Here is a 19,156-nt window from a genome sequence, read left to right as displayed (position 1 = left end):
AGAGGGTCTCCGTGTCGCATACCATGTCGGATGAAGAGTTTGCCGCGGCGGATCGCGCCCCGCGGGCCGACATGGCAGAGCGCGAGAGGGGAAAGCCCTTGCGGCGCAACCGGAGCAGCCTCTTCAAGAGGCTGATGCGATCGCCATTTGCCGTCGCAGGTATCGGCACCACGGTCTACGGCGTTCTGAAGTTCGTCCATGCGACACAGCGGCCGGTTGCCGGCTCCGCCGACTATGACCGCATCCTGCACGACGAACATCCGGCGATCGTCGGCCTGTGGCACGGGCAGCATCTCCTCGCGCCGTTCTTCCGGCCGCGCGATCTGCCCTATGCCGCGCTCCTGTCGCGGAGCGCCGACGCCGAGATCAATGCCCGCGTCGTCGAAGCCTTCGGGATCTCCACCGTTCGCGGCTCGGGTGGTCGCACGGACGTGAAACGCTCGCGCGTGAGACGCAAGGGCGGCGCCCGGGCCGTGGTCGCCATGCGCCGGCTTCTGGCAAATGGAACCGGCATCTGCATGATCGCCGACGTTCCCAAGGGGACCGCCCGCGAAGCCGGGCTCGGCATCGTCACGCTGGCGAAGATCTCCGGCCGGCCGATCATTCCGTCGGCGGCCCTGAGCAGCCGCCATTGCATCGTCGAGAGTGCCTGGGACAAGGCCCGCATTCCGCTTCCCTTCGGTCGGATCGCCGTCGTCATGGGCGAGCCGATCACGGTGCCGGCGGATGCCAGCGAGACGCTGCTCGAAGAAAAGCGCCGGGAACTCACAATCGCCATCGAAGCGGCCAATAGCGCCGCCGAGCGACTGCTCGGACGCAGGGCGTGAGCGATCCGATGACCCGAGCCGCCTTCGCCGCCTATCGGTTGGCGGGCCTCGTCGCCTATCCGCTGTTAAGACCTTATGTCGGCTGGCGCGCATCGCGCGGCAAGGAGGACAAGCTTCGCCGGAAGGAACGCTACGGTGTCGCCGGCCAGGCGCGGCCACAGGTGGGGCCCCTCGTCTGGGTCCACGCAGCGAGCGTCGGTGAAACGGTTGCGGTCGCGCCGCTGATCCGCGCGATCGCGGCCGACGGCCTGTCCGTGGTGATGACCACCGGCACCACGACCTCGGCACAGCTCGTCGAGGAGCGCCTGGCCGATTGTGTCATCCACCAATATGTCCCGCTCGACGTCAGACCGGCGGTCCGGCGCTTCCTGAACCATTGGCAGCCCGATCTCGCCATGGTCGCCGAAAGCGAGATCTGGCCGCTGACGATCCACGAGCTCGCGATCCGCCGGATCCCGCAGATCCTCGTCAATGCGCGGCTGTCCGATCGCTCGTTCCAGCGCTGGAAAGCCAAGCCGCGTCTGGCCGAGGCCTTGTTCGAGAACTTTGCCCAGGTCGTCGCCCAGTCCGACGTCGATGCGGAGCGCTTTCGCCTCCTCGGCGCCCCGGCCGTGACGATGGCGGGCAATCTCAAGGCCGATGCCGGCCCGCTTCCTGCCGAAGCCGCTTTCCTCGACCAGTTCGACGCCGCGCTGGGCTCGCGTCCCCGCTTCGCCGCGATCTCGACCCATCCGGGCGAGGAGGAGATCGTGGCGCAGGTCCATGGCATGCTCAAATCACGGCATGAAGGGCTCTTGACGATCATCGTGCCGCGTCACGTGGATCGCGCATCCGCCATCGTGAAGATGCTGGCCGACAAGGGGCTGACTGTTCGGCGGCGCAGCCTCGGCGAGATGCCGGATGCGCAGACCGACATCTTCCTCGCCGATACGATGGGCGAACTCGGCGTCTATCTGCGGCTGACCGAGATCGCCTTCATCGGCAAGTCGATCACCGGTCAGGGCGGGCAGAACCCGATGGAGGCGGCGATGCTGGCGACCGGAATTCTCAGCGGCCGCTACGTCCAGAACTTCCGCGACACCTATCAGCGCCTGTTGAAGAACGGCGGGGCCCGTCTCGTTCGCGACGCGGACACGCTCGCCGCACAGGTCGACGGCCTGCTCGTCGATCCGATGCAGCGCATGGCCATGGCCGGCGCGGCCCTTCGCTCCATCGACGAGATGCGCGGCGCCCTCGGTCGCACGCTCATTGCCCTCGATCCGTTTCTGCATCCGTTGCGGCTTTCGGTGAGACTGGAGCGACGCGGCCGCGTCGCCGGCGATCCGTGAGAGGTGGGCGCGCGCCGCATTTCTGGTGGAAGCCGGCATCGACGGCGTCGATCCTGCTTCGGCCCGCCGCGGCGATCTATGGCGCCATCGCCCGGCACAATCTGGAGACCGGCCGGCGCGCGCGCTTCGACGTCCCGGTCCTTTGCGTCGGCAATTTCGTCGCCGGCGGCGGCGGCAAGACCCCGACCTCGCTGGCGCTCGCCGATGCCGCGCTGGCGCTTGGGCGGCGCCCGGCTTTCGTCTCGCGCGGCCATGGGCGCCGCGGCCGGGCTGCGGTGATCGTCGATCCTTCAAGGCACACCCTGCGTGACGTCGGTGACGAGCCGCTTCTCCTCGCCGCCCTCGCTCCGACGGCCGTCTCGGCCGATCGGGCATCGGCGTTGCGGCTGCTGATGGCCGAGCGCGAGGTCGATTTCATCATCATGGACGACGGATTTCAGAGCCAGCGGCTCAAGATCGACCATACGCTGATCGCTCTCGATGCGCGCCGGGGCATCGGCAATGGCCGGGTCATTCCGGCCGGTCCGCTTCGCGCCCCGCTGATCGACCAGATCCGCCGCGCCGACGCGCTTCTCGTCATTGGCGAAGGCGAAAACCGCCTCGAGCCGCTGCGGGCGATGGCCCGGGCCGGCAAGCCGATCTTCGAGGCCCGCCTCGTTCCCAAATCCCGCCAGATCCTGATCGGCGAGCGGCTGCTCGCCTTTGCCGGCATTGCCGATCCCGGCAAGTTCTACGCCTCGCTGGAAGAACTCGGGGCCGAGATCGTCGCCACCCGCGATTTTCCCGACCACCACGCCTTTAGCGACAGCGACTGTGACGACCTCGCCGCGAAGGCGGCGCAGGAAGGGCTGATCCTCGCCACGACGGCCAAGGATGCGGTGCGGCTCGAAACGGGGAGCGAAGCCGCGCGCGCCTTTCGCAAGGACTGCGCAGTGGTCGACGTGGCGCTTCAGTTTTCCGATCCGTCGGTTTCCGAACGCATCATCAAGCAAACGCTCGCCGCCTATGAGCGGCGGCGCTGGCAGATCTCGCCGAAGTCCTGAGGGTCTTTCGCCTCGGCCTCCTGAGGATTATCCGCGGGTCTCGCGGTCGCGCTTGAAAGAGGCGGCGGCGTCGACATAGGCTTCCTGACGCTCGACACTCCAGTAGCGAAGGAGATCGAGCGGGATCGACTCGCCAGTCACCGCGCAGCGCACGTAGGAGCCTGCCCGGATTACCTGAAAATCCGGGGTTCCGTAGCGCAGCTTCGCTTCGCCGGAATTTTCAAAACGGTTCATGGAAATCCTCGGGGTAGAATGCACGGAATCAATGGCCCTCGGGCAGGGCGTTTCTGGAATTGGAAGCGGCACTACGCCCTTCACCAGCCAAAATCAAACGATTGCTCGCAAGCGATCATCGGCGCCCGAACATCTTCTCGATGTCCGCGAGCCCCAGTTCGATGAAGGTCGGCCGGCCGTGATTGCACTGGCTGGCAGACGGCGTTTTTTCCATCTGGCGCAAAAGCGCGTTCATCTCGTCGAGCTTGAGGACGCGGCCGGAGCGGACCGAGCCATGGCAGGCGATGGTCGCGGCGATGTGGTCGATCCGGCTTTTCACCGTATCGCTGGTTCCGAACTCGGCGAGCTCGTCGGAAAGATCCCTGACGAGTTTGGCGATATCGCCCTGGCCCAGAATGGCCGGCGTCTCGCGCACGGCGATTGCCGCCGGGCCGAAGCGTTCGATGTGCAGCCCGAGGGCGGCAAGACCTTCGGCGTGTTCGGCGAGGCGTTCGGCATCCTCCGCCGTCAGATCGACGATCTCGGGGATCAGCAGCATCTGCGAAGCGAGCGCCCGGCCGTGAATGGCTTCCTTCAACGCCTCGTAGACGAGCCGCTCATGGGCGGCGTGCTGGTCGACGATGACGAGGCCGCTTTCGGTCTCCGCCACGATGTAGTTGCCGTGAAGCTGCGCCCGCGCCGCGCCGAGGGGAAAGTCATCCGCGGGGGCTGACGTCACACCGGCCGGGGCTGCGCCTTCGATGGTTTCCGCTGAATAGGCCGTGCCGGGCTCGTCGAACCCCGCGAACCGTGTCTCGGCATGGCTCGAACCGGTGGAAACCGGAGCCGGCCGGCGCTCCATCTCCGCGGCCTCTGCCGCCGATGCCAGGGGCCGGAAGGGCGACGCCGCAGGCTCATAGGCGCCATGCCCGTTCCCCGTTTCACGCGGCGCGGCATGGGCGTTTGCGGCATAGCCGCCGGGCGCAAAGCCGTCGAAGCGGCGTGGCGCCGGGGTGACGAGGTCGGCTTTCGCCCGCATTCTTGCGAGGATCCCGGCAGCTCCCTCGGAGGACGAGCGAAGGCCGGCTTCGGCGAATGTCTGGCGCAGCGCGCCGACGATCAGGCCACGCACGAGGCCGGGATCGCGAAACCGGACGTCGGCCTTGGCGGGATGGACGTTCACGTCGACGAAAGCCGGGTCGAGGGTCAGAAACAGGACCGCGACCGGATGCCGGTCCTTGGCCATGACGTCGGCATAGCCGCCCCTCAGCGCCGAGACGAGCATCTTGTCGCGCACCGGCCGGCCATTGACGAAGAGAAACTGCTGCAGCGAGTTGCCGCGGGAAAAGGTCGGCAGGCCGGCAAGACCGGACAGGCGGACATCCTCGCGCTCGGCGGTGATCTCGGCCGCATTCTGCGAGAACTCCTCGCCGAGGATCTGGGCGATCCTCTCCCCCATGTCGCGGGCGGCCGGAAAGACCGTGGTGGTGCGGTCCTGTCCGGAAATTTCGAAGCGGATTTCCGGTTCCGCGAGTGCCAGACGTTTCACGACGTCGGTGATCGCCGTCGATTCCGCCCGGTCGCTTTTCAGAAATTTCAGCCGGGCCGGCACCTTCTGGAAGAGATCGCGCACCTCGACGACCGTGCCCCGCGAGAGCGCCGTCGGCCGAGGACCGTCGCAATGTCCGTGATCGACGGCGATCTCGTAGGCCGCGCCGGCGCCCGCTGCCCGCGATCGGATGGAGAGCCGTGCGATCGAGCCGATCGAGGGCAGGGCCTCGCCCCGGAAGCCGAGCGTCGCGATCTCCTCGAGCCCGCCGGAAAGCTTCGACGTGCAGTGGCGCCGGACGGCGAGCGCCAGTTCGCTTTCGTCGATGCCGCAGCCGTCGTCGGTCACGCGCAAAAGCGTCTTGCCGCCGCCGGCCGTGGCGATCTCGATGCGGGTCGCGCCGGCATCGATGGCGTTTTCGACGAGTTCCTTGACGACGCTCGCCGGCCGTTCGACCACTTCGCCGGCGGCGATCTGGTCGATCAGATGCTCGTCGAGCTGGACGATGGGCAAGGCGTTGCTCCGTTCCCGACAGGCGATCGGACGATGGTCACCCGTGTCCTTCTAGTGGAGGCCGCCGGTGCCGGCAAACACGGGAGGACGTAAGCGGCATTGCAGGAACGGGTTTTCCACCGGCGAGCGGGCGTCGCGCTCGTTTCATATGGTCGCGACCGGAAAACCGCATAAAGCGGCCATCGGCATGGCTTGATGATTGCTTTACGGGATTATGCAACCTTAAGATAATATCTGCTTACGGACCAGGCGCGAAAAGGCCCGCATGGCATGTCGAAAGCGATAGCAAGCGGGAGATTTGAAGCTGGGAGGCGCGCCTTCGCGATCACGGCCGTTTGCGCCGGGCTTCTCGCGGGACCGACGGCTGCGATCGGCGGCGCCTGGACGCTCGAAAAAGGCAAGAGACAGGTGATCGCCAGCGGAGTGTCGTCGAGCGCCAGCGGGGCGTTTTCGCCGCACCCGAACGATGCGCCGAAATTTTCCAAATCCTCCGCGAGCCTGCTCTTCGAACATGGCTGGACCGACCGGCTGACCGTCATCGGCGACATCGAGTTCGCACGGGAAAACGACGGGGCCACCGCCTATGCACGCTCCGGCTTCTCGCATTTCGCCGCCGGAGCGCGACTGAAACTGTACGAGGCGAGCGGTTTCGTCACCTCGGCGCAGCTGACCGGCAGACTGGAGAAATTTGACACCGAGGGTTTCGGCCGCCCAGCCGTCGAGCCGCGCCTTCTCGCCGGCTATGGGTTTGCGCTTTGGGAAATGCCGGCCTTTGTCGACGGCCAGGCGGCCTATCGCTTTCGGGCGGGCGGCGCGGACGAGGCGCGGATCGACCTGACGGCGGGCCTTCGCCCCTGGAGCGACTGGCTGTTACTCGCCCAGTCCTTCTCGACGATCGCCGTTTCCGGTGGGTCCTATTCCACCCACAAGCTCCAGGGCTCGGTGGTCTATGATCTGAGCTCCCGCTGGTCGGTCCAGGCGGGTGGGTTCGCCACCGTGGCCGGCAGCAACGCCCTCAAGGAACGGGGCATCATCTCCGCCCTGTGGTTTCGCTACTGAGCGCTGGTCGTCGGCAAAAGGCCGGTGGTGCCGGATCGGGGCCTTGTCCCATGGCCCTGTCGCCGCGCCTGGCGCAAGGGACGGACAGGTTCTGCCGGGTCTCCCATCCCGCTGCGCCCCAGATCAGCGGCGGTTTCCACGAAGCTGGACCGCCTCGGCACCAAGGCCGCGATGACGCCGAACCCGGTCGCCACGAGCAGGGCGACGGCTTCAGGCATCAGTTCGAGGCCGTAGAGCGTCAGGGCATCGAGAAGAAGCCAGACGACCGGCACGACGATCAGCGCGAAACGCCAGCGCGATCGCCAGCCGCCAAGAAATCCGAGCGCCGCCAGCGCCGTCGGCGCGGGCGCGAGGGCGAACCATTCAAGGTCGGCGGACGCTCGCCCCGCGGCAAAGCCCGCGAGCGGATGGCCGAAGAGGGCGTAGACGACGAGGGCGACGGCCAGCCAGACGCCGGTCCGACCAGGGCTTGCGCTGGCGGGGGCGCTCGACGATCCACCGGTGTTGGGTAAGAGAAACACCGCGACGAGGAGGAGCCCAGCCTCCAGGACGAACCCCCAGCCGGGATAGACCGCGGCAAAGTTGACCGTCTCGTAGACGCCGAAGAAGAACAGCGCCGCCGAGATCGCGAAGGCCGTGGCGAGAAGCGCGGCGACGCCGCGATCGGCAACGCCCGGCCGACGTCTTCGGAAGACGAGGAGGGCGACGGCGAGAAGGATGGCGACGGCTGCCATCGGCCAGAAGGCGGCGTTCAGCTGTCCGAAAAGCCCGCGATAGATCGTCTCGTCGAAGAGCAGGAAGTCCCGCAGCGAATAGGTCGAAAGGTCTGCCAGCATCAATGCCTCGTCACAGACTGTCGAAATGCGCGGCCATCTTCCGGCGCATGGCTTCATCCGGCATCGGCCCGCGCGCCGCCGCCATGTTTTCCTCGACATGGGCGACGCTCCGTGTCGCGGGGATCGCGACCGTCAGCGAGGGATGCGAGACGATGAACTTCAGGAGAAATTTCGGCCAGGTCTCGGCGCCGATCTCGGTGGCAAAGCCCGGCAGCGGCTGACCTTGCGTCGCACTGATCAGCCCGCCGCGCCTAAACGGCCGGTTGGCGATGACGGCGATGCCGCGCTCTTTCGCCAGCGGAAGCAGCCGCTCTTCGGGCTCGCGGTCGGCGATGTTGTAGGTCAGCTGCACGAAATCGATCGGCCGGCTTTCCATGATCGCGGCAACTTCCCCATGCCGCCGGCCATGGGACGTCGTGATGCCGATATGGCCGATGCGGCCTTCCTCCTTCATCGCCTGGAGCGTGTCGAGATGGCCTTCCCAGCCGAGGAGATTGTGCACCTGCATGACGCCGAAGCGATCCACCCCCCAGTGATCGCGGGTCGCTTCGATCTGGCCGGCGCCTTCCGAAACGTCGGACGTCCAGACCTTGTCGGCCGGAAACAGCCCCTCCGGCTTGCCAAGCTGTTCCAGCCCGTATCCGACCGTTGCCTGGGAAGAGCCATACATTGGCGAGGAATCGATCATCTGGCCGCCCGATGCGAAGAACGCCTTCATCACGGCGGTGCATTCGGCCAGGGCTTCCCGGTTGTTGCCGACATTGAAGGTGATCCACGTCCCCATGCCGACGACCGGCAGCTCGACGCCCGAAGAAGGCACCGTCTTCTTCAGCACCGACGACACCGGCGCCTGCGCGAAAGCCGGAAGGCCGAGCGAGGACAGGGCAATCGCGGCCGAACCCTTCAAAAGCGTGCGACGGGGGAATGGGGTGTCGTTTGCCATGGTCGTCCTTCACGATTGGCGATGCGCTTGAAATTGAGCAATCCCGCCACGTCCAACTGGTTGCGCCAAAGCCGGGATCCGAGGGCTGAAAGGCGATCACGCTCGCGTCAAAGACTTGCGAGGAGGTCTATCTGCAGGTGATCGCGGCCACCCCTTCAAATTGCAGCCGGGCCGTGCCAAGTTCCTTGCCAGCTGTGACCTTGCCGAAAGAAGCGAGGCGCATAACGGCGCATCCTCGGGATGCGGGGATGGGAGGAAAGCATGAAGACGATGAAGGGACCGGGGATTTTCCTCGCCCAGTTTGCCGGCGACGACGCGCCGTTCAACGACCTGAAGTCCATCGCCGCGTGGGCGGCCGGCCACGGCTACAAGGGCGTGCAGATCCCCAGCTGGGACGGGCGACTGTTCGATCTGAAGAAAGCGGCCGAATCGAAGACCTATTGCGACGAGGTCGCCGGCATCTGCCGCGAGGCGGGCGTCGAGATCACCGATCTGTCGACCCATCTCCAGGGCCAGCTCGTCGCCGTCCATCCGGCCTTCGACGAGGCCTTCGACGGCTTTGCGGCGCCCGAAGTGCGCGGCAACCCGAAGGCCCGGCAGGAATGGGCGGTCGAGCAGCTCAAGATGGCGGCGAAGGCGTCCGGCCATTTCGGCTTTTCGAGCCACGTCACCTTTCCCGGCGCGCTCGCCTGGCCGTTCCTCTATCCCTGGCCGCAGCGCCCGGCGGGGCTGATCGACACCGCGTTTGAGGAACTGGCCAAGCGCTGGGTGCCGATCCTCGACGCGTTCGACGAAGTCGGCTGCGACGTCGGCTACGAGATCCATCCGGGCGAGGACGTCTTCGACGGCGCGACCTTCGAGATGTTCCTTGCAGCCTGCAACGACCATCCGCGCTGCCAGATCAATTACGATCCGTCGCATTTCGCCCTGCAGATGCTCGACTATGTCGAGTTCATCGACATCTATCACGAGCGCATCTGCGCCTTTCACGTGAAGGACGCCGAGTTCAATCCGACCGGCCGGCAGGGCGTCTATTCCGGCTTCCAGCCCTGGCTGAAGCGGGCCGGGCGGTTCCGCTCGCTCGGCGACGGGCAGGTCGATTTCGCCGCGATCTTTTCCAAGATGGCCGAATACGACTATTCGTCCTGGGCCGTTCTCGAATGGGAATGCGCGATCAAGGACGCCGAACAGGGCGCCGCCGAGGGCGCCCCCTTCATCGCAGGTCACATCATCACCGTCACCGAAAAGGCCTTCGACGATTTCGCGTCCGGCGGAACGGACGAGGCGGCGAACAAGCGGATGCTGGGAATCGGAAATTTCTGATGGACGGATTTTGGGGCGGAGTTGTTGGAGGGCTGGTGTCAGGCCTCTTGGCTTCTGCCGGGGCGATGTGGGCTTACTTCCATGGGTACATATCGATTGAGAAAATAGAGCGTCGGCGAGCAAAGGTCTCTCTCGTCGACGATTTAATTGCTTACCGGTTTGTGTTGCAGGATAATTTTCCTGTGTCCGAGCTGGATGCTCATGCCTTCAATAAAGCGCTGTCTCGAGTACCCTATGTTTTCTCAGATGAACCTGAGGTGATGAACGCATTTGATGAATTTACATCCGCACCTCCACCAAATGGAGCAAAGTTGATTACCCTTCTCAGAACAGTCACGCAGAGCGCAGGGCTGAAAGGTGGACTGCAAGAAAGGTATGTTTCTAAGGCTTATTCAGTTCTGCCATACCAGAGGAGTTTGTAATGGCCATCGAAGGACGCGACGAGATTCACGCCGGCCGCATCCGCCTCGGCATGGTCGGCGGCGGGCAGGGCGCCTTCATCGGCGCGGTTCACCGGATCGCCAGCCGTATCGACGACAAGTTCGAGCTGGTCGCCGGGGCGCTTTCCTCGACGCCGGAAAAGGCCAAGGCCTCGGCCGCCGAGATCGGGCTCGATTCCAAGCGCAGCTACGGCACCTATGAGGAAATGGCGACGGCGGAGCTCGCTCGCGACGACGGCATCCAGGCGGTGGCGATCGTCACGCCCAACCACATGCACTTTCCCGTGGCGAAGCGGTTCCTCGAAGCCGGCTTCCACGTCATCTGCGACAAGCCGATGACGACGACGCTGGCCGAGGCGAAGGAGCTCGCAGCGATCGCCAGAAAGGCCGGCAAGGTCTTCGTCCTCACCCACAATTACACCGGCTATCCGATGATCCGGCAGGCGCGGGCGATGGTGGCTGGCGGCGATCTCGGCAGGATCCGCGTCGTCGTCGCCGAATACGCCCAGGACTGGCTGGCGGAGCGCGCCGAAGACGCCGGCTCCAAACAGGCCGGCTGGCGCGTCGATCCGGCAAAGGCCGGGGCGGGCGGCGCGATCGGCGACATCGGCACCCATGCCCACAATCTTGCGACCTATGTCACCGGCCTCAGGGTGGAGACGCTCTCCGCCGACCTTTCGACCTTCGTTTCCGGGCGCCAGCTCGACGACAACGCCTCGATGCTCTTGCGCTTCGAAAATGGCGCCAAGGGCATGTTGTGGGCGAGCCAGGTGGCGGTCGGCAACGAGAATGGCCTGACGCTGCGCGTCTATGGCGAGAAGGGCGGGCTCGAATGGTCCCAGGAGGAGCCGAACAAGCTCTGGTATACGCCTCTCGGCGAGCCCAGACGGCTCCTGACCCGCGGCGGGGCCGGTGCGGGCCCGGCGGCGGCGGCCGTGAGCCGCATCCCGGCGGGCCATCCCGAGGGTTATCTGGAGGGATTTGCGACGATCTACGGCGAAGCGGCCGAACTGATCCGGGCAGCCGAGGCCGGGCGCGCGCCGCCGGATGGTCTGGCCTTGCCGGGCATCGAGGACGGGGTCGACGGACTGGCCTTCATCGAGGCCTGCGTGAAATCCTCGGACGAGGACGGAGCCTGGACGCGGCTGGGGCGCTAGACGGACGGTGCGGCTACCGGCGGCGCGACGTTTTCGCCGTCGGCCATGGCGATGTGATGTTAAGGTGAAGAAATCGTTCGTCATTCGCATTGACGCAAGCTTCGCGATCTGAACGGGCGCTAGGCATTCGGGAACGATCTGAACCGGAGCCCGTGATGCCGCAATCCTCGATGCCCCTCGACCGCAGTGTCAGAAAGGCCCGAACGCTCGCCAAGAAGGGACGGCACGGCGAGGCCTTGTCGCTGATCAGCGCGGAATTGAAGCGTTTTCCCGGCGAGCGGCGGCTCATGGCGGAATTCGAGGCGATCGGGCGCAATGTTCCGTCCGATCGCTTGCCCGCCGAGGCGCAGGTGGAGCGACTAAAGGCGCTTTATACCGATGGGCTGCATGACGAGGTGATCGCCGGCGCGACGAGGCTGGCGCCCCATTTTGCGCGGTTTCCGGTTCTGCCAAAGCTTCTCGGCGGCGCCTGTCAGGCAACGGAACAGTTCGACCGGGCGGCGGGAGCTTTCCGCCTCGCGGCGCTGATGACGCCGGGCGACGCCTCGGTGGAGCGCAATCTCGGCGCGGTTCTCGCCAAGCTGTCCCGCCATCGCGAAGCGGTCGCCGCCTTCGACGAGGCGATCCGGCTCGACCCGCGCGACTACAAGACCATCGGCTCGCGCGCCATCTCGCTCGTCGCCCTGTCAGAGCGGGAGGCCGCGATGGCAGGTTTCGAAGCCGCCATCGCCCTTGCGCCGGACGATCTTGCCCTTCGCCATGACCGGGCACTCGCCGAGATGGCCTTCGGCGATCCGGCTGCGGCCAGCGAGAGCCTTGCCGCGATCCTGAAGCGTCGGCCGGCGCATGCCGAGAGCCATTTCACCTTGAGCCGCATGCGGCGTTACGCAGCCGGCGACCCGCATATTGCGGAGATGCAGGCGCTGCTCAAAACCCCTGCACTGTCGAATGCGGACCTGGCGCATCTCCATTTCGCGCTCGGCAAGGCCCAGGACGAGGCCGGCGAGACCGACGAGGCCTTCGCGCATTTTATCGCGGCCAATCGCGCCAAGCGCGAGACGCTTCCCTACGATATCGAAGCGCAGGCCGTGAGTTTCGCCAGTGTCCGCCAGGGGTTCGAGAACGGTCTCGCATCGAAACTCGCCGGCACGACGCCGAGCGCGGCGATGGCGCGGCGGCCGATCTTCATCCTCGGCATGCCGCGATCGGGAACGACGCTGTGCGAGCAGATCCTCGCCAGCCATTCGACGGTTCATGGCGCCGGCGAACTTACCGCGCTTCGTGATGCGATCCACCGGCACTTCAAGCCGCTGACCACGGGAAGCGAAGCCGAGGCGCGCGAGGCGGCCGACAAGATCCGCCAAAGCTACGGCCGCGTGCTCGAGGAGATCGGCGGCGACAAGCCGGTCGTCACCGACAAGATGCCCGCCAACTTCATCTTCGCCGGCTATATTCCGCTGATCTTTCCCGAAGCGAAGATCGTTCATCTCAACCGGGACAAAATGGCGACCTGCTGGTCGAACTTCCGCCAGTTCTTCGCCGAGGATTCCAACGGCTACGTCTACGATCTGGAGGACCTCGCCCGCTACCACTGCCTGCATGACGAGCAGATGGCCTTCTGGAGCCGGGCGATGCCCGGAGCGATCTACGAACTTGGTTACGAGACCCTCACCGAAAATCAGGAAGCCGAAACCCGCGCGCTGCTCGATTGGTGCGGCCTCGACTTCGAACCGGCCTGTCTCGACTTTCATCGTACCAAACGCCGCGTGGAAACGGCGAGCCGCGCGCAGGTTCAACGGGCGATGTATCGCGGCAGTTCGCAGGAGTGGCGCCGCTTCGAGGCCCATCTCGCGCCGCTTGCCGAAAAGCTCGGTTCGCCGATGCCGGCCACGCAATGATGGCGGGGCACTGTCGGGCAGCCTTCTTGCAAGCCCTTAAGACAGTGCCCGTCGAATGAACTCCCGACTTGCCTTTGAAGAAGCGCTCGCCTAGGCCAGTTTGCGACAGCGTATACCTTCATTCCGCTGAGCAGGGAGGCCCATTGATGGCGTCAGCAAGCTTTTTCGACCGTAGCGCACCCGTCGTCTTCGAAGGTGCGGAAAGCCGCGATCCGCTGGCTTTTCGCTTCTACGACAAGGACCGGATGGTGATGGGCAAGCGCATGGAGGACCATCTGCGCTTCTCCGTCGCCTACTGGCATTCCTTCACCTGGCCGGGCGGCGATCCCTTCGGCGGCGAGACCTTCAACCGGCCATGGATGCATGGCGGCGGTGCGCTGGAGCTGGCCAAGAAGAAAGCCGACGTCGCCTTCGAGATGTTCCGTCTCCTCGACGTGCCGTTCTTCGCTTTCCACGACGTCGACGTCGCTCCGGAAGGCGACAGCCTGCAGGAATCCAACGACAATCTGAAGGTGATCACCGACATCTTCGAAGAGAAGATGCAAAGCGAGAAGGTCCGCCTTCTCTGGGGCACCGCGAACCTCTTCTCCAACCGCCGCTACATGGCGGGTGCCGCGACCAATCCCGACCCGGACGTCTTCACCTATGCTGTCGGGCAGGTGAAGGCGGCGATCGACGCCACCCATCGGCTCGGCGGCGCGAACTATGTCTGCTGGGGCGGCCGCGAGGGCTACGAGACGCTGCTCAACACCGACATGAAGCGCGAATACGACCAGCTCGGCCGGTTCATGTCGATGCTCGTCGATTACAAGCACAAGATCGGCTTTGCCGGCCCGATCCTGATCGAGCCGAAGCCGAAGGAGCCGACCAAGCACCAGTACGACTACGATGTCGCGACGGTCTACGCCTTCCTGCAGAAATACGATCTCACCGCCGACGTGAAGCTCAACATCGAGCAGAACCACGCCATCCTCGCCGGCCATTCCTTCGATCACGAGGTCAAGCTCGCCTTTGCCAACGGCATTTTCGGTTCGCTCGACATCAATCGCGGCGACGATCTCCTCGGCTGGGATACCGACCAGTTTGCGATGGACGTGAAGGAGATGGCGCTGGTCTTCCACGAGATGCTGAAGCATGGCGGCTTCTCGACCGGCGGGCTGAACTTCGACGCCAAGATCCGCCGCCAGTCGATCGATCCCGACGATCTCCTGATCGCCCATGTCGCCTCGATGGACGCCTGCGCCCGCGGCCTTCTCGCCGCCGAGGCGATGCTGAAGGACGAGGCGCTGACCGGGCCGCTCGAGGCGCGCTATGCCGGCTGGAACGAGCCGGGCAACAAGGCGATGCTGGCCGGCGAGATGAGCCTCGAACAGATCGCCGAACGGGCCCTGTCCCTCGACCCGCAGCCGAAGTCGGGCCGTCAGGAATTGCTCGAAGGTATCGTCAACCGCTACGTTTGAGCCTGCCCGTCGTCACCCCGGGCTTGACCCGGGATCGATGCCAAGACCCGTCGCAGTTGTGCTTTGTGCTTTGTGCCTTGTGCTTTTTGCCTCGGGTCTGGGCTGCTCAATGTGGCCTTGCAGTCCCGGTCAGGATTTGGAATGGATCCCGGCTCGGCGGCCGGGATGACGACTTGCTTGCAATGATAGCGTCCCGGCAGCCCCATAAATTCAGCGCCTCTCTGGCCACCGCATTGCTTCGAAAGGGACCGAATTCCCATGACCACCTATCTCGGCCTCGACCTCGGCACCTCCTCGCTCAAGGCGCTCCTGATCAATGAAGATCAGGCGGTGATCGGCTCGGTCTCCGTGCCGCTCACCGTCGAGCGGCCGCATTTCGGCTGGTCGGAGCAGTGCCCGGCCAACTGGATCGTCGCCTGTGAGGCGGCGCTGCAGGAGCTGCACAACAAGCACCCGCGCGCGTTCGCCGCCATCGACGGCATCGGCCTGTCCGGCCATATGCATGGCGCGACGGTTCTCAGCGAGGACGGCACGGTTCTGCGCCCCTGCATCCTGTGGAACGACACCCGCAGCCACGCCGAGGCGAAAGCCCTCGACGATGCCGAATCCCGTGCGATCACCGGCAACATCGTCTTTCCCGGCTTCACCGCGCCGAAGCTTGCCTGGATGCGCGAGAATGAGCCGGAGCTGTTCGCCAAGACCCGGCTCGTGCTCTTGCCGAAAGACTATCTGCGCCTTTGGCTGACCGGCGAGGCCGTCTCCGAAATGTCGGACGCAGCGGGCACGGCCTGGCTCGACACCGGCAAGCGCGACTGGTCGACCCGCATGCTGGAGCGCACCGGCCTCACCATCGGGCACATGCCGCGCCTCGTCGAGGGCACGGAGGCGTCCGGCGAGCTGCGCGATATCCTGGCGAACAAATTCGGCCTGAAACGCGGCATCGTCGTGGCCGGCGGCGGCGGCGACAATGCCGCGTCCGCCTGCGGCGTCGGCGTTTCGCAGCCGGGCACCGGCTTCTTGTCGCTGGGCACCTCGGGTGTCCTTTTCACTGCGGTGGCAGGTTATGATCCGGTCCCCGACACCGCGCTCCACACCTTCTGCCATGCCATTCCGGGGCTCTGGCACCAGATGGGCGTGACCCTGTCGGCCGCCGGCTGCATGGAATGGCTGTCGAAGCTTCTGAAGGAAGAGCCGGGCGATCTGACCGGGGCGCTGGGCGAGGCGATCTCAGAGCCCGGCCGGCTGATGTTCCTCCCCTATCTCTCCGGCGAACGCACGCCGCACAACGATGCCGACATCCGTGGCGTACTGGCCGGTATCGAGAGCGACACCTCCCGCGAGGCGACCACCCGCGCCGTGCTCGAGGGCGTCGCCTATTCCATGCGCGACTGCCTCGACGCGGCCGGTGATCAGCCCAAGCCGCAGCGACTGATCGCCGTCGGTGCCGGATCGCGCTCGACCTATTGGCTGCAGCTGATGGCCACCGTGCTCGAAACCGAAATCGCGCTGCCGCAAGCCGGCGATTTCGGTGCCGCCTTTGGTGCCGCCCGCCTCGGCATCACGGCGGCGACCGGCGCCGACCCGAAAAGCGTCATCACCGCCCCGCCGATCGCCCGGACCTTCGAGCCGGTGGCGGACAAGATCGACGCCTATCGCGAGGGGCACCAGCGCTACAAGGCGCTCTACCCGGCGGTGAAGGCGGCGATGGCGGGGTAAGGGGCGGCAGGTGTCCGGCCGGTCAGTGCATGCTCTTTTCTTTGTGTCGGGGTGCCGCTGACGGGCCGCCTCTGATCCAACGCGCCTCTCGGCCGTGTGTTCGATTGCGGGGCCTTTTGGCGGTGCCGTCTCGTGTTGGCGGCTCCGCTTTGTGATCGGCGCCAAGTGCGCACCCGCTCAATCGCCTCGCGGGCTTCAGTCCCGTGGACCGGAAGTCGTTCTGCCCTGCCGCCGGCGTCATCTCGACGCCGCCATCCCAGCCTCGTCATCCCGGGTCAAGCCCGGGATGACGAAACGGGGATGGCCCGGTCGTCTGGACAAGCGCCGCAAACCACGGCGTCGGCGATAGCCCGATCACCCCGGTTCCGCCGACGCCCCGGCGAGCAGCCCGCGCACGTATTCCTTGGCTGCGCCACAGGCCGTCTCCAGCCCATTGCCGGCTGCGAGGCGGCAGGCGATCGCCGTTGCCAGCATGCAGCCGGTGCCGCGCAGCATTGCGTCGAGACGCGGCGTGGCGAAACGCCGGGGCGGGCCGCCATCGCGGCGATGGAGCACGTCCAAGGCCTCGGTGCCGGTCTCGTGACCGCCCTTGACCAGCACCGCCCCGGCGCCGGCCGCGAAGAGGTTGCGGACGAGAGCGGCGTCTCGGGGCGTCGCGTGTGAGTGCGGCCCTGCCTCTGTCTTTCCCCGCAAGCCGGTCTGGCTGACCGGCGCCGGGTCGCCGGCGGCCAAGCGGCCGTCCGCCCGGCTTGCCAGAATCGAAAGCTCCGGGAGGTTGGGCGTGACCAGCGTCGTCATCGGCAGCAGGCGCTCGATCAGGCCGGTGATCCCTTCCTCGCTCAACAACATCCCGCCGGAGGAGGCCGCGATCACCGGATCGAGGACGATCGGCCCCGCAAAACCCGCCAATGCCTCCGCCACCGCCGCGACGATCGCCGCCTCTGCGAGCATGCCGATCTTGACGGCGAACACGCGGCCGTCCGCAAGGGCGAAGGCGATCTGTTCTGCGACGAGGGCAGGGGGCATCGGCGCCACCGTGCCGACCATGCCGTTCGTCTGCGCCGTCACCGCCGTCACCGCCAGCCGGGCCTCGACGCCATGAGCGGCAGCGGCGCGGATGTCGGCCGCAAGCCCCGCGCCGCCGGAGGAATCGGTGCCGCCGACGAGAAGGATGGCGGGGCGGGTCATTGCGGCGCAGTCGAGGCAACACGACGAACGCAATCGTCAGCCCGGGCGCCAGGCACCCCCCTCTGCCCTGCCGGGCATCTCCCCCACAAGGGGGGAGATCGATCCTGCCCAACCGTTTTTCGCCGATTTTCCACGTCTCAGTCCTGCACTTTTACCGACGGGGAAGGCGGTGCGGCCAACACCGCCGATCTCCCCCCTTGAGGGGGAGATGCCGGCAGGCAGAGGGGGGTATCGGCGCTGGGCGACGACACTCTTGGCCGAGGCGAATCGGCCTGGACATATCCCCGCGTCGCCGCGATCCATTCCCGCGTGCGGCCTTCCGGATCGGCGTTCCGCGTGACGTCGGTGACGACGGCGGCGCTGTCTGCCCCGTTGGCGAAGACCTGCGGCAGGCGCTCCACCGTCACCCCGCCGATGGCGACCAGCGGCAGGTCGCCGATCGCCCGTTTCCAGGCGGCCAGACGGGCCGGCGTCTGCGGTGCGAAGGGCATCTTTTTCAGGATCGTCGGCCAGACCGGGCCGAGCGCGACATAGTCGGGCTTGGCGGCCAGCGCGATTTCGAGTTCTGCCTCGTCATGGGTCGAGATGCCCAGCGACAGGCCGGCGCGGCGGATGGCGCCGAGATCGGCCTCGACGAGATCCTCCTGGCCGAGATGGACGAAGTCGCATCCCTCCGCGATGGCCAGTTGCCAGAAATCGTTGACGATCAGCTGGCAGCCATGGCGACGGCAGATGTTGCGGGCGCGGCGGATTTCGGCGCGAAGGGCAGGTTCGGGGGTATCCTTCACCCGCAGTTGCACGAGCTTCACCCCGAGCGGCACCAGCCGCTCGATCCAGTCGGCGCTGTCGACGATCAGGTAGAACGGGTCGAGCACCGTCATGCGAACACCGTGTCGCCGAGCAGGGCCTGGCCGAGCACCGGGGTCGAGGGCTCGGCGAAGTCGCGCGGCTGCAAGGGATCGGCCGTGAAGCCAAGCCGCCCGGCTTCGACCGAGAGCCGGAACGCCCGCGCCATCCTGACCGGATCGCCGGCGAGAGCGACCGCCGAAGACAGGAGCACCCCGTCATAGCCGAGCTCCATCGCCGTGCTGGCATGGGACGGCACGCCCATGCCGGCATCGACGATCAGCGTCAGCTCGGGAAAGCGCGCCCGCATTGCTCTCAGGCCATAGACGTTGTTCAGCCCGCGCGCCGAGCCGATGGGCGAGCCCCAGGGCATCAGCACCCGGCAGCCGGCCTCGACCAGCCGGTCGGCGGCGACGAGATCCTCGGTCGTGTAGGCGAGGACCTGAAAGCCGTCGTTCGAGAGGATGCGCGTCGCCTCGACGAGGCCGAAGAGGTCGGGCTGCAGCGTGTCGGCGTCGCCGATCACCTCCAGCTTGATCCACCGCGTGCCGAAGACCTCGCGCGCCATCTCGGCCGTCGTCACGGCCTCGCGCACCGAATGGCAGCCGGCGGTGTTGGGCAGGACCTTCACGCCGGTGTCGCGGATGAGATCCCAGAACCTCTGGCCGGCGCGCTCGCCGGCGGCCTCGCGGCGCAGCGAGACGGTGACGATTTCCGCACCGGAGGCGACAATCGCGTCCTTCAGGATCTGCGGGGAGGGGTAGCGCGCCGTGCCGAGCATCAGCCGGCTGGTGAACGTCTCGTCATAGATCCGCAT

Annotated in this window: 16 protein-coding genes and 1 pseudogene; 10 read left to right on the top strand and 7 right to left on the bottom strand. The window is 66.2% G+C overall.

Annotation, left to right across the window (positions count from 1 at the left end; translation table 11 throughout):
* Positions 1 to 134: 134 nt before the first annotated feature.
* Genes J6595_RS01170 through lpxK form a run of 3 tightly spaced genes read left to right on the top strand, consistent with a single transcriptional unit; the run spans position 135 to position 3,198 of the window.
* Complete coding sequence (locus tag J6595_RS01170; RefSeq protein WP_245197520.1) at positions 135 to 827, top strand: lysophospholipid acyltransferase family protein; 693 nt, start codon at positions 135 to 137, stop codon at positions 825 to 827.
* Positions 824 to 2,155 (top strand): lipid IV(A) 3-deoxy-D-manno-octulosonic acid transferase, encoded by a 1,332-nt coding sequence (waaA, locus tag J6595_RS01165; protein WP_425342113.1) that lies wholly within the window; start codon positions 824 to 826, stop codon positions 2,153 to 2,155. Before J6595_RS01170 ends, waaA begins: the two co-directional genes overlap by 4 nt.
* Entirely contained in the window at positions 2,152 to 3,198 is a 1,047-nt protein-coding gene (gene lpxK / locus J6595_RS01160) for a tetraacyldisaccharide 4'-kinase (RefSeq protein ID WP_209592619.1), read from the top strand. Before waaA ends, lpxK begins: the two co-directional genes overlap by 4 nt.
* A 27-nt stretch (positions 3,199 to 3,225) precedes the next feature.
* On the opposite strand, the gene J6595_RS01155 is transcribed toward lpxK, so the two are convergent.
* Positions 3,226 to 3,432, bottom strand: a complete 207-nt coding sequence (locus J6595_RS01155) for a DUF2093 domain-containing protein (protein WP_209592618.1) — start codon at positions 3,430 to 3,432, stop codon at positions 3,226 to 3,228.
* Positions 3,433 to 3,547: 115 nt separating this feature from the next.
* A complete protein-coding gene (gene mutL, locus J6595_RS01150) occupies positions 3,548 to 5,473 on the bottom strand; it encodes a DNA mismatch repair endonuclease MutL (RefSeq protein ID WP_209592616.1) in 1,926 nt (641 codons plus the stop codon).
* 270 nt (positions 5,474 to 5,743) lie between these two features.
* Here mutL and J6595_RS01145 point away from each other — a divergent pair, with 270 nt between their 5' ends.
* On the top strand, positions 5,744 to 6,532 hold the full coding sequence (locus J6595_RS01145) for a hypothetical protein (RefSeq protein ID WP_209592614.1): 789 nt from the start codon (positions 5,744 to 5,746) through the stop codon (positions 6,530 to 6,532).
* On the opposite strand, the gene J6595_RS01140 is transcribed toward J6595_RS01145, so the two are convergent.
* Positions 6,526 to 7,368: a DUF6064 family protein gene (locus J6595_RS01140; protein WP_209592612.1), complete on the bottom strand. Its 843-nt coding sequence runs from the start codon at positions 7,366 to 7,368 to the stop codon at positions 6,526 to 6,528. The genes J6595_RS01145 and J6595_RS01140 overlap by 7 nt on opposite strands.
* Before the next feature lie 10 nt (positions 7,369 to 7,378).
* A complete protein-coding gene (locus tag J6595_RS01135) occupies positions 7,379 to 8,311 on the bottom strand; it encodes an aldo/keto reductase (RefSeq protein WP_209592611.1) in 933 nt (310 codons plus the stop codon).
* A 261-nt stretch (positions 8,312 to 8,572) separates the two neighbouring features.
* Between J6595_RS01135 and J6595_RS01130 the strand changes: the two genes are divergently transcribed.
* From J6595_RS01130 to xylB, 6 genes are all read left to right on the top strand, one after another.
* The gene (locus J6595_RS01130; RefSeq protein WP_209592609.1) at positions 8,573 to 9,634 is read left to right on the top strand and encodes a sugar phosphate isomerase/epimerase family protein; all 1,062 of its coding nucleotides are present in this window, start codon (positions 8,573 to 8,575) and stop codon (positions 9,632 to 9,634) included.
* Positions 9,634 to 10,056, top strand: a complete 423-nt coding sequence (locus tag J6595_RS01125; RefSeq protein WP_209592607.1) for a hypothetical protein — start codon at positions 9,634 to 9,636, stop codon at positions 10,054 to 10,056. The genes J6595_RS01130 and J6595_RS01125 overlap by 1 nt, the downstream gene beginning before the upstream one ends.
* Positions 10,056 to 11,231, top strand: coding sequence for a Gfo/Idh/MocA family protein (locus tag J6595_RS01120; protein WP_209592606.1), 1,176 nt, complete (start codon positions 10,056 to 10,058; stop codon positions 11,229 to 11,231). Before J6595_RS01125 ends, J6595_RS01120 begins: the two co-directional genes overlap by 1 nt.
* A gap of 155 nt (positions 11,232 to 11,386) precedes the next feature.
* Positions 11,387 to 13,129, top strand: a complete 1,743-nt coding sequence (locus tag J6595_RS01115) for a tetratricopeptide repeat-containing sulfotransferase family protein (RefSeq protein WP_209592604.1) — start codon at positions 11,387 to 11,389, stop codon at positions 13,127 to 13,129.
* 146 nt (positions 13,130 to 13,275) lie between these two features.
* Positions 13,276 to 14,589 (top strand): xylose isomerase, encoded by a 1,314-nt coding sequence (gene xylA / locus J6595_RS01110; RefSeq protein ID WP_209592602.1) that lies wholly within the window; start codon positions 13,276 to 13,278, stop codon positions 14,587 to 14,589.
* Between the two features lie 258 nt (positions 14,590 to 14,847).
* The gene (xylB, locus tag J6595_RS01105) at positions 14,848 to 16,305 is read left to right on the top strand and encodes a xylulokinase (RefSeq protein WP_209592600.1); all 1,458 of its coding nucleotides are present in this window, start codon (positions 14,848 to 14,850) and stop codon (positions 16,303 to 16,305) included.
* 354 nt (positions 16,306 to 16,659) lie between these two features.
* Here the strand turns inward: xylB and thiD are convergent, their stop codons facing one another.
* The 3 genes and pseudogenes from thiD to J6595_RS01090 all read right to left on the bottom strand — a co-directional run bounded on the left by thiD (position 16,660) and on the right by J6595_RS01090 (position 19,156).
* On the bottom strand, positions 16,660 to 17,493 hold the full coding sequence (gene thiD, locus J6595_RS01100; RefSeq protein ID WP_209592599.1) for a bifunctional hydroxymethylpyrimidine kinase/phosphomethylpyrimidine kinase: 834 nt from the start codon (positions 17,491 to 17,493) through the stop codon (positions 16,660 to 16,662).
* A 287-nt stretch (positions 17,494 to 17,780) separates the two neighbouring features.
* Positions 17,781 to 18,374 (bottom strand): annotated as a pseudogene (locus J6595_RS01095) (thiamine phosphate synthase); the annotation flags it as partial.
* Positions 18,371 to 19,156 carry a thiazole synthase gene (locus tag J6595_RS01090; protein ID WP_209592595.1) on the bottom strand — a complete coding sequence of 262 codons (786 nt, stop codon included), beginning with the start codon at positions 19,154 to 19,156 and terminating at the stop codon, positions 18,371 to 18,373. The gene J6595_RS01090 and the pseudogene J6595_RS01095, both read right to left, overlap by 4 nt.

The sequence above is a fragment of the Jiella mangrovi genome, from assembly GCF_017815135.1.
GTDB classification, from domain to species: domain Bacteria; phylum Pseudomonadota; class Alphaproteobacteria; order Rhizobiales; family Rhizobiaceae; genus Jiella; species Jiella mangrovi.
Note: the sequence above shows the minus strand (reverse complement) of the source record. Positions and strands in the feature narration are given on the sequence as shown.

Coding starts and splice junctions, on each gene's coding strand:
- J6595_RS01125 (WP_209592607.1), top strand. CDS start 9,634: ATGGACGGATTTTGGGGCGGAGTTGTTGGAGGGCTGGTGTCAGGCCTC.
- J6595_RS01130 (WP_209592609.1), top strand. CDS start 8,573: ATGAAGACGATGAAGGGACCGGGGATTTTCCTCGCCCAGTTTGCCGGC.
- J6595_RS01170 (WP_245197520.1), top strand. CDS start 135: ATGCGATCGCCATTTGCCGTCGCAGGTATCGGCACCACGGTCTACGGC.
- xylA (WP_209592602.1), top strand. CDS start 13,276: ATGGCGTCAGCAAGCTTTTTCGACCGTAGCGCACCCGTCGTCTTCGAA.
- J6595_RS01145 (WP_209592614.1), top strand. CDS start 5,744: ATGTCGAAAGCGATAGCAAGCGGGAGATTTGAAGCTGGGAGGCGCGCC.
- xylB (WP_209592600.1), top strand. CDS start 14,848: ATGACCACCTATCTCGGCCTCGACCTCGGCACCTCCTCGCTCAAGGCG.
- J6595_RS01090 (WP_209592595.1), bottom strand. CDS start 19,156: ATGCGGATCTATGACGAGACGTTCACCAGCCGGCTGATGCTCGGCACG.
- J6595_RS01115 (WP_209592604.1), top strand. CDS start 11,387: ATGCCGCAATCCTCGATGCCCCTCGACCGCAGTGTCAGAAAGGCCCGA.
- J6595_RS01135 (WP_209592611.1), bottom strand. CDS start 8,311: ATGGCAAACGACACCCCATTCCCCCGTCGCACGCTTTTGAAGGGTTCG.
- J6595_RS01120 (WP_209592606.1), top strand. CDS start 10,056: ATGGCCATCGAAGGACGCGACGAGATTCACGCCGGCCGCATCCGCCTC.
- thiD (WP_209592599.1), bottom strand. CDS start 17,493: ATGACCCGCCCCGCCATCCTTCTCGTCGGCGGCACCGATTCCTCCGGC.
- J6595_RS01140 (WP_209592612.1), bottom strand. CDS start 7,368: ATGCTGGCAGACCTTTCGACCTATTCGCTGCGGGACTTCCTGCTCTTC.
- J6595_RS01155 (WP_209592618.1), bottom strand. CDS start 3,432: ATGAACCGTTTTGAAAATTCCGGCGAAGCGAAGCTGCGCTACGGAACC.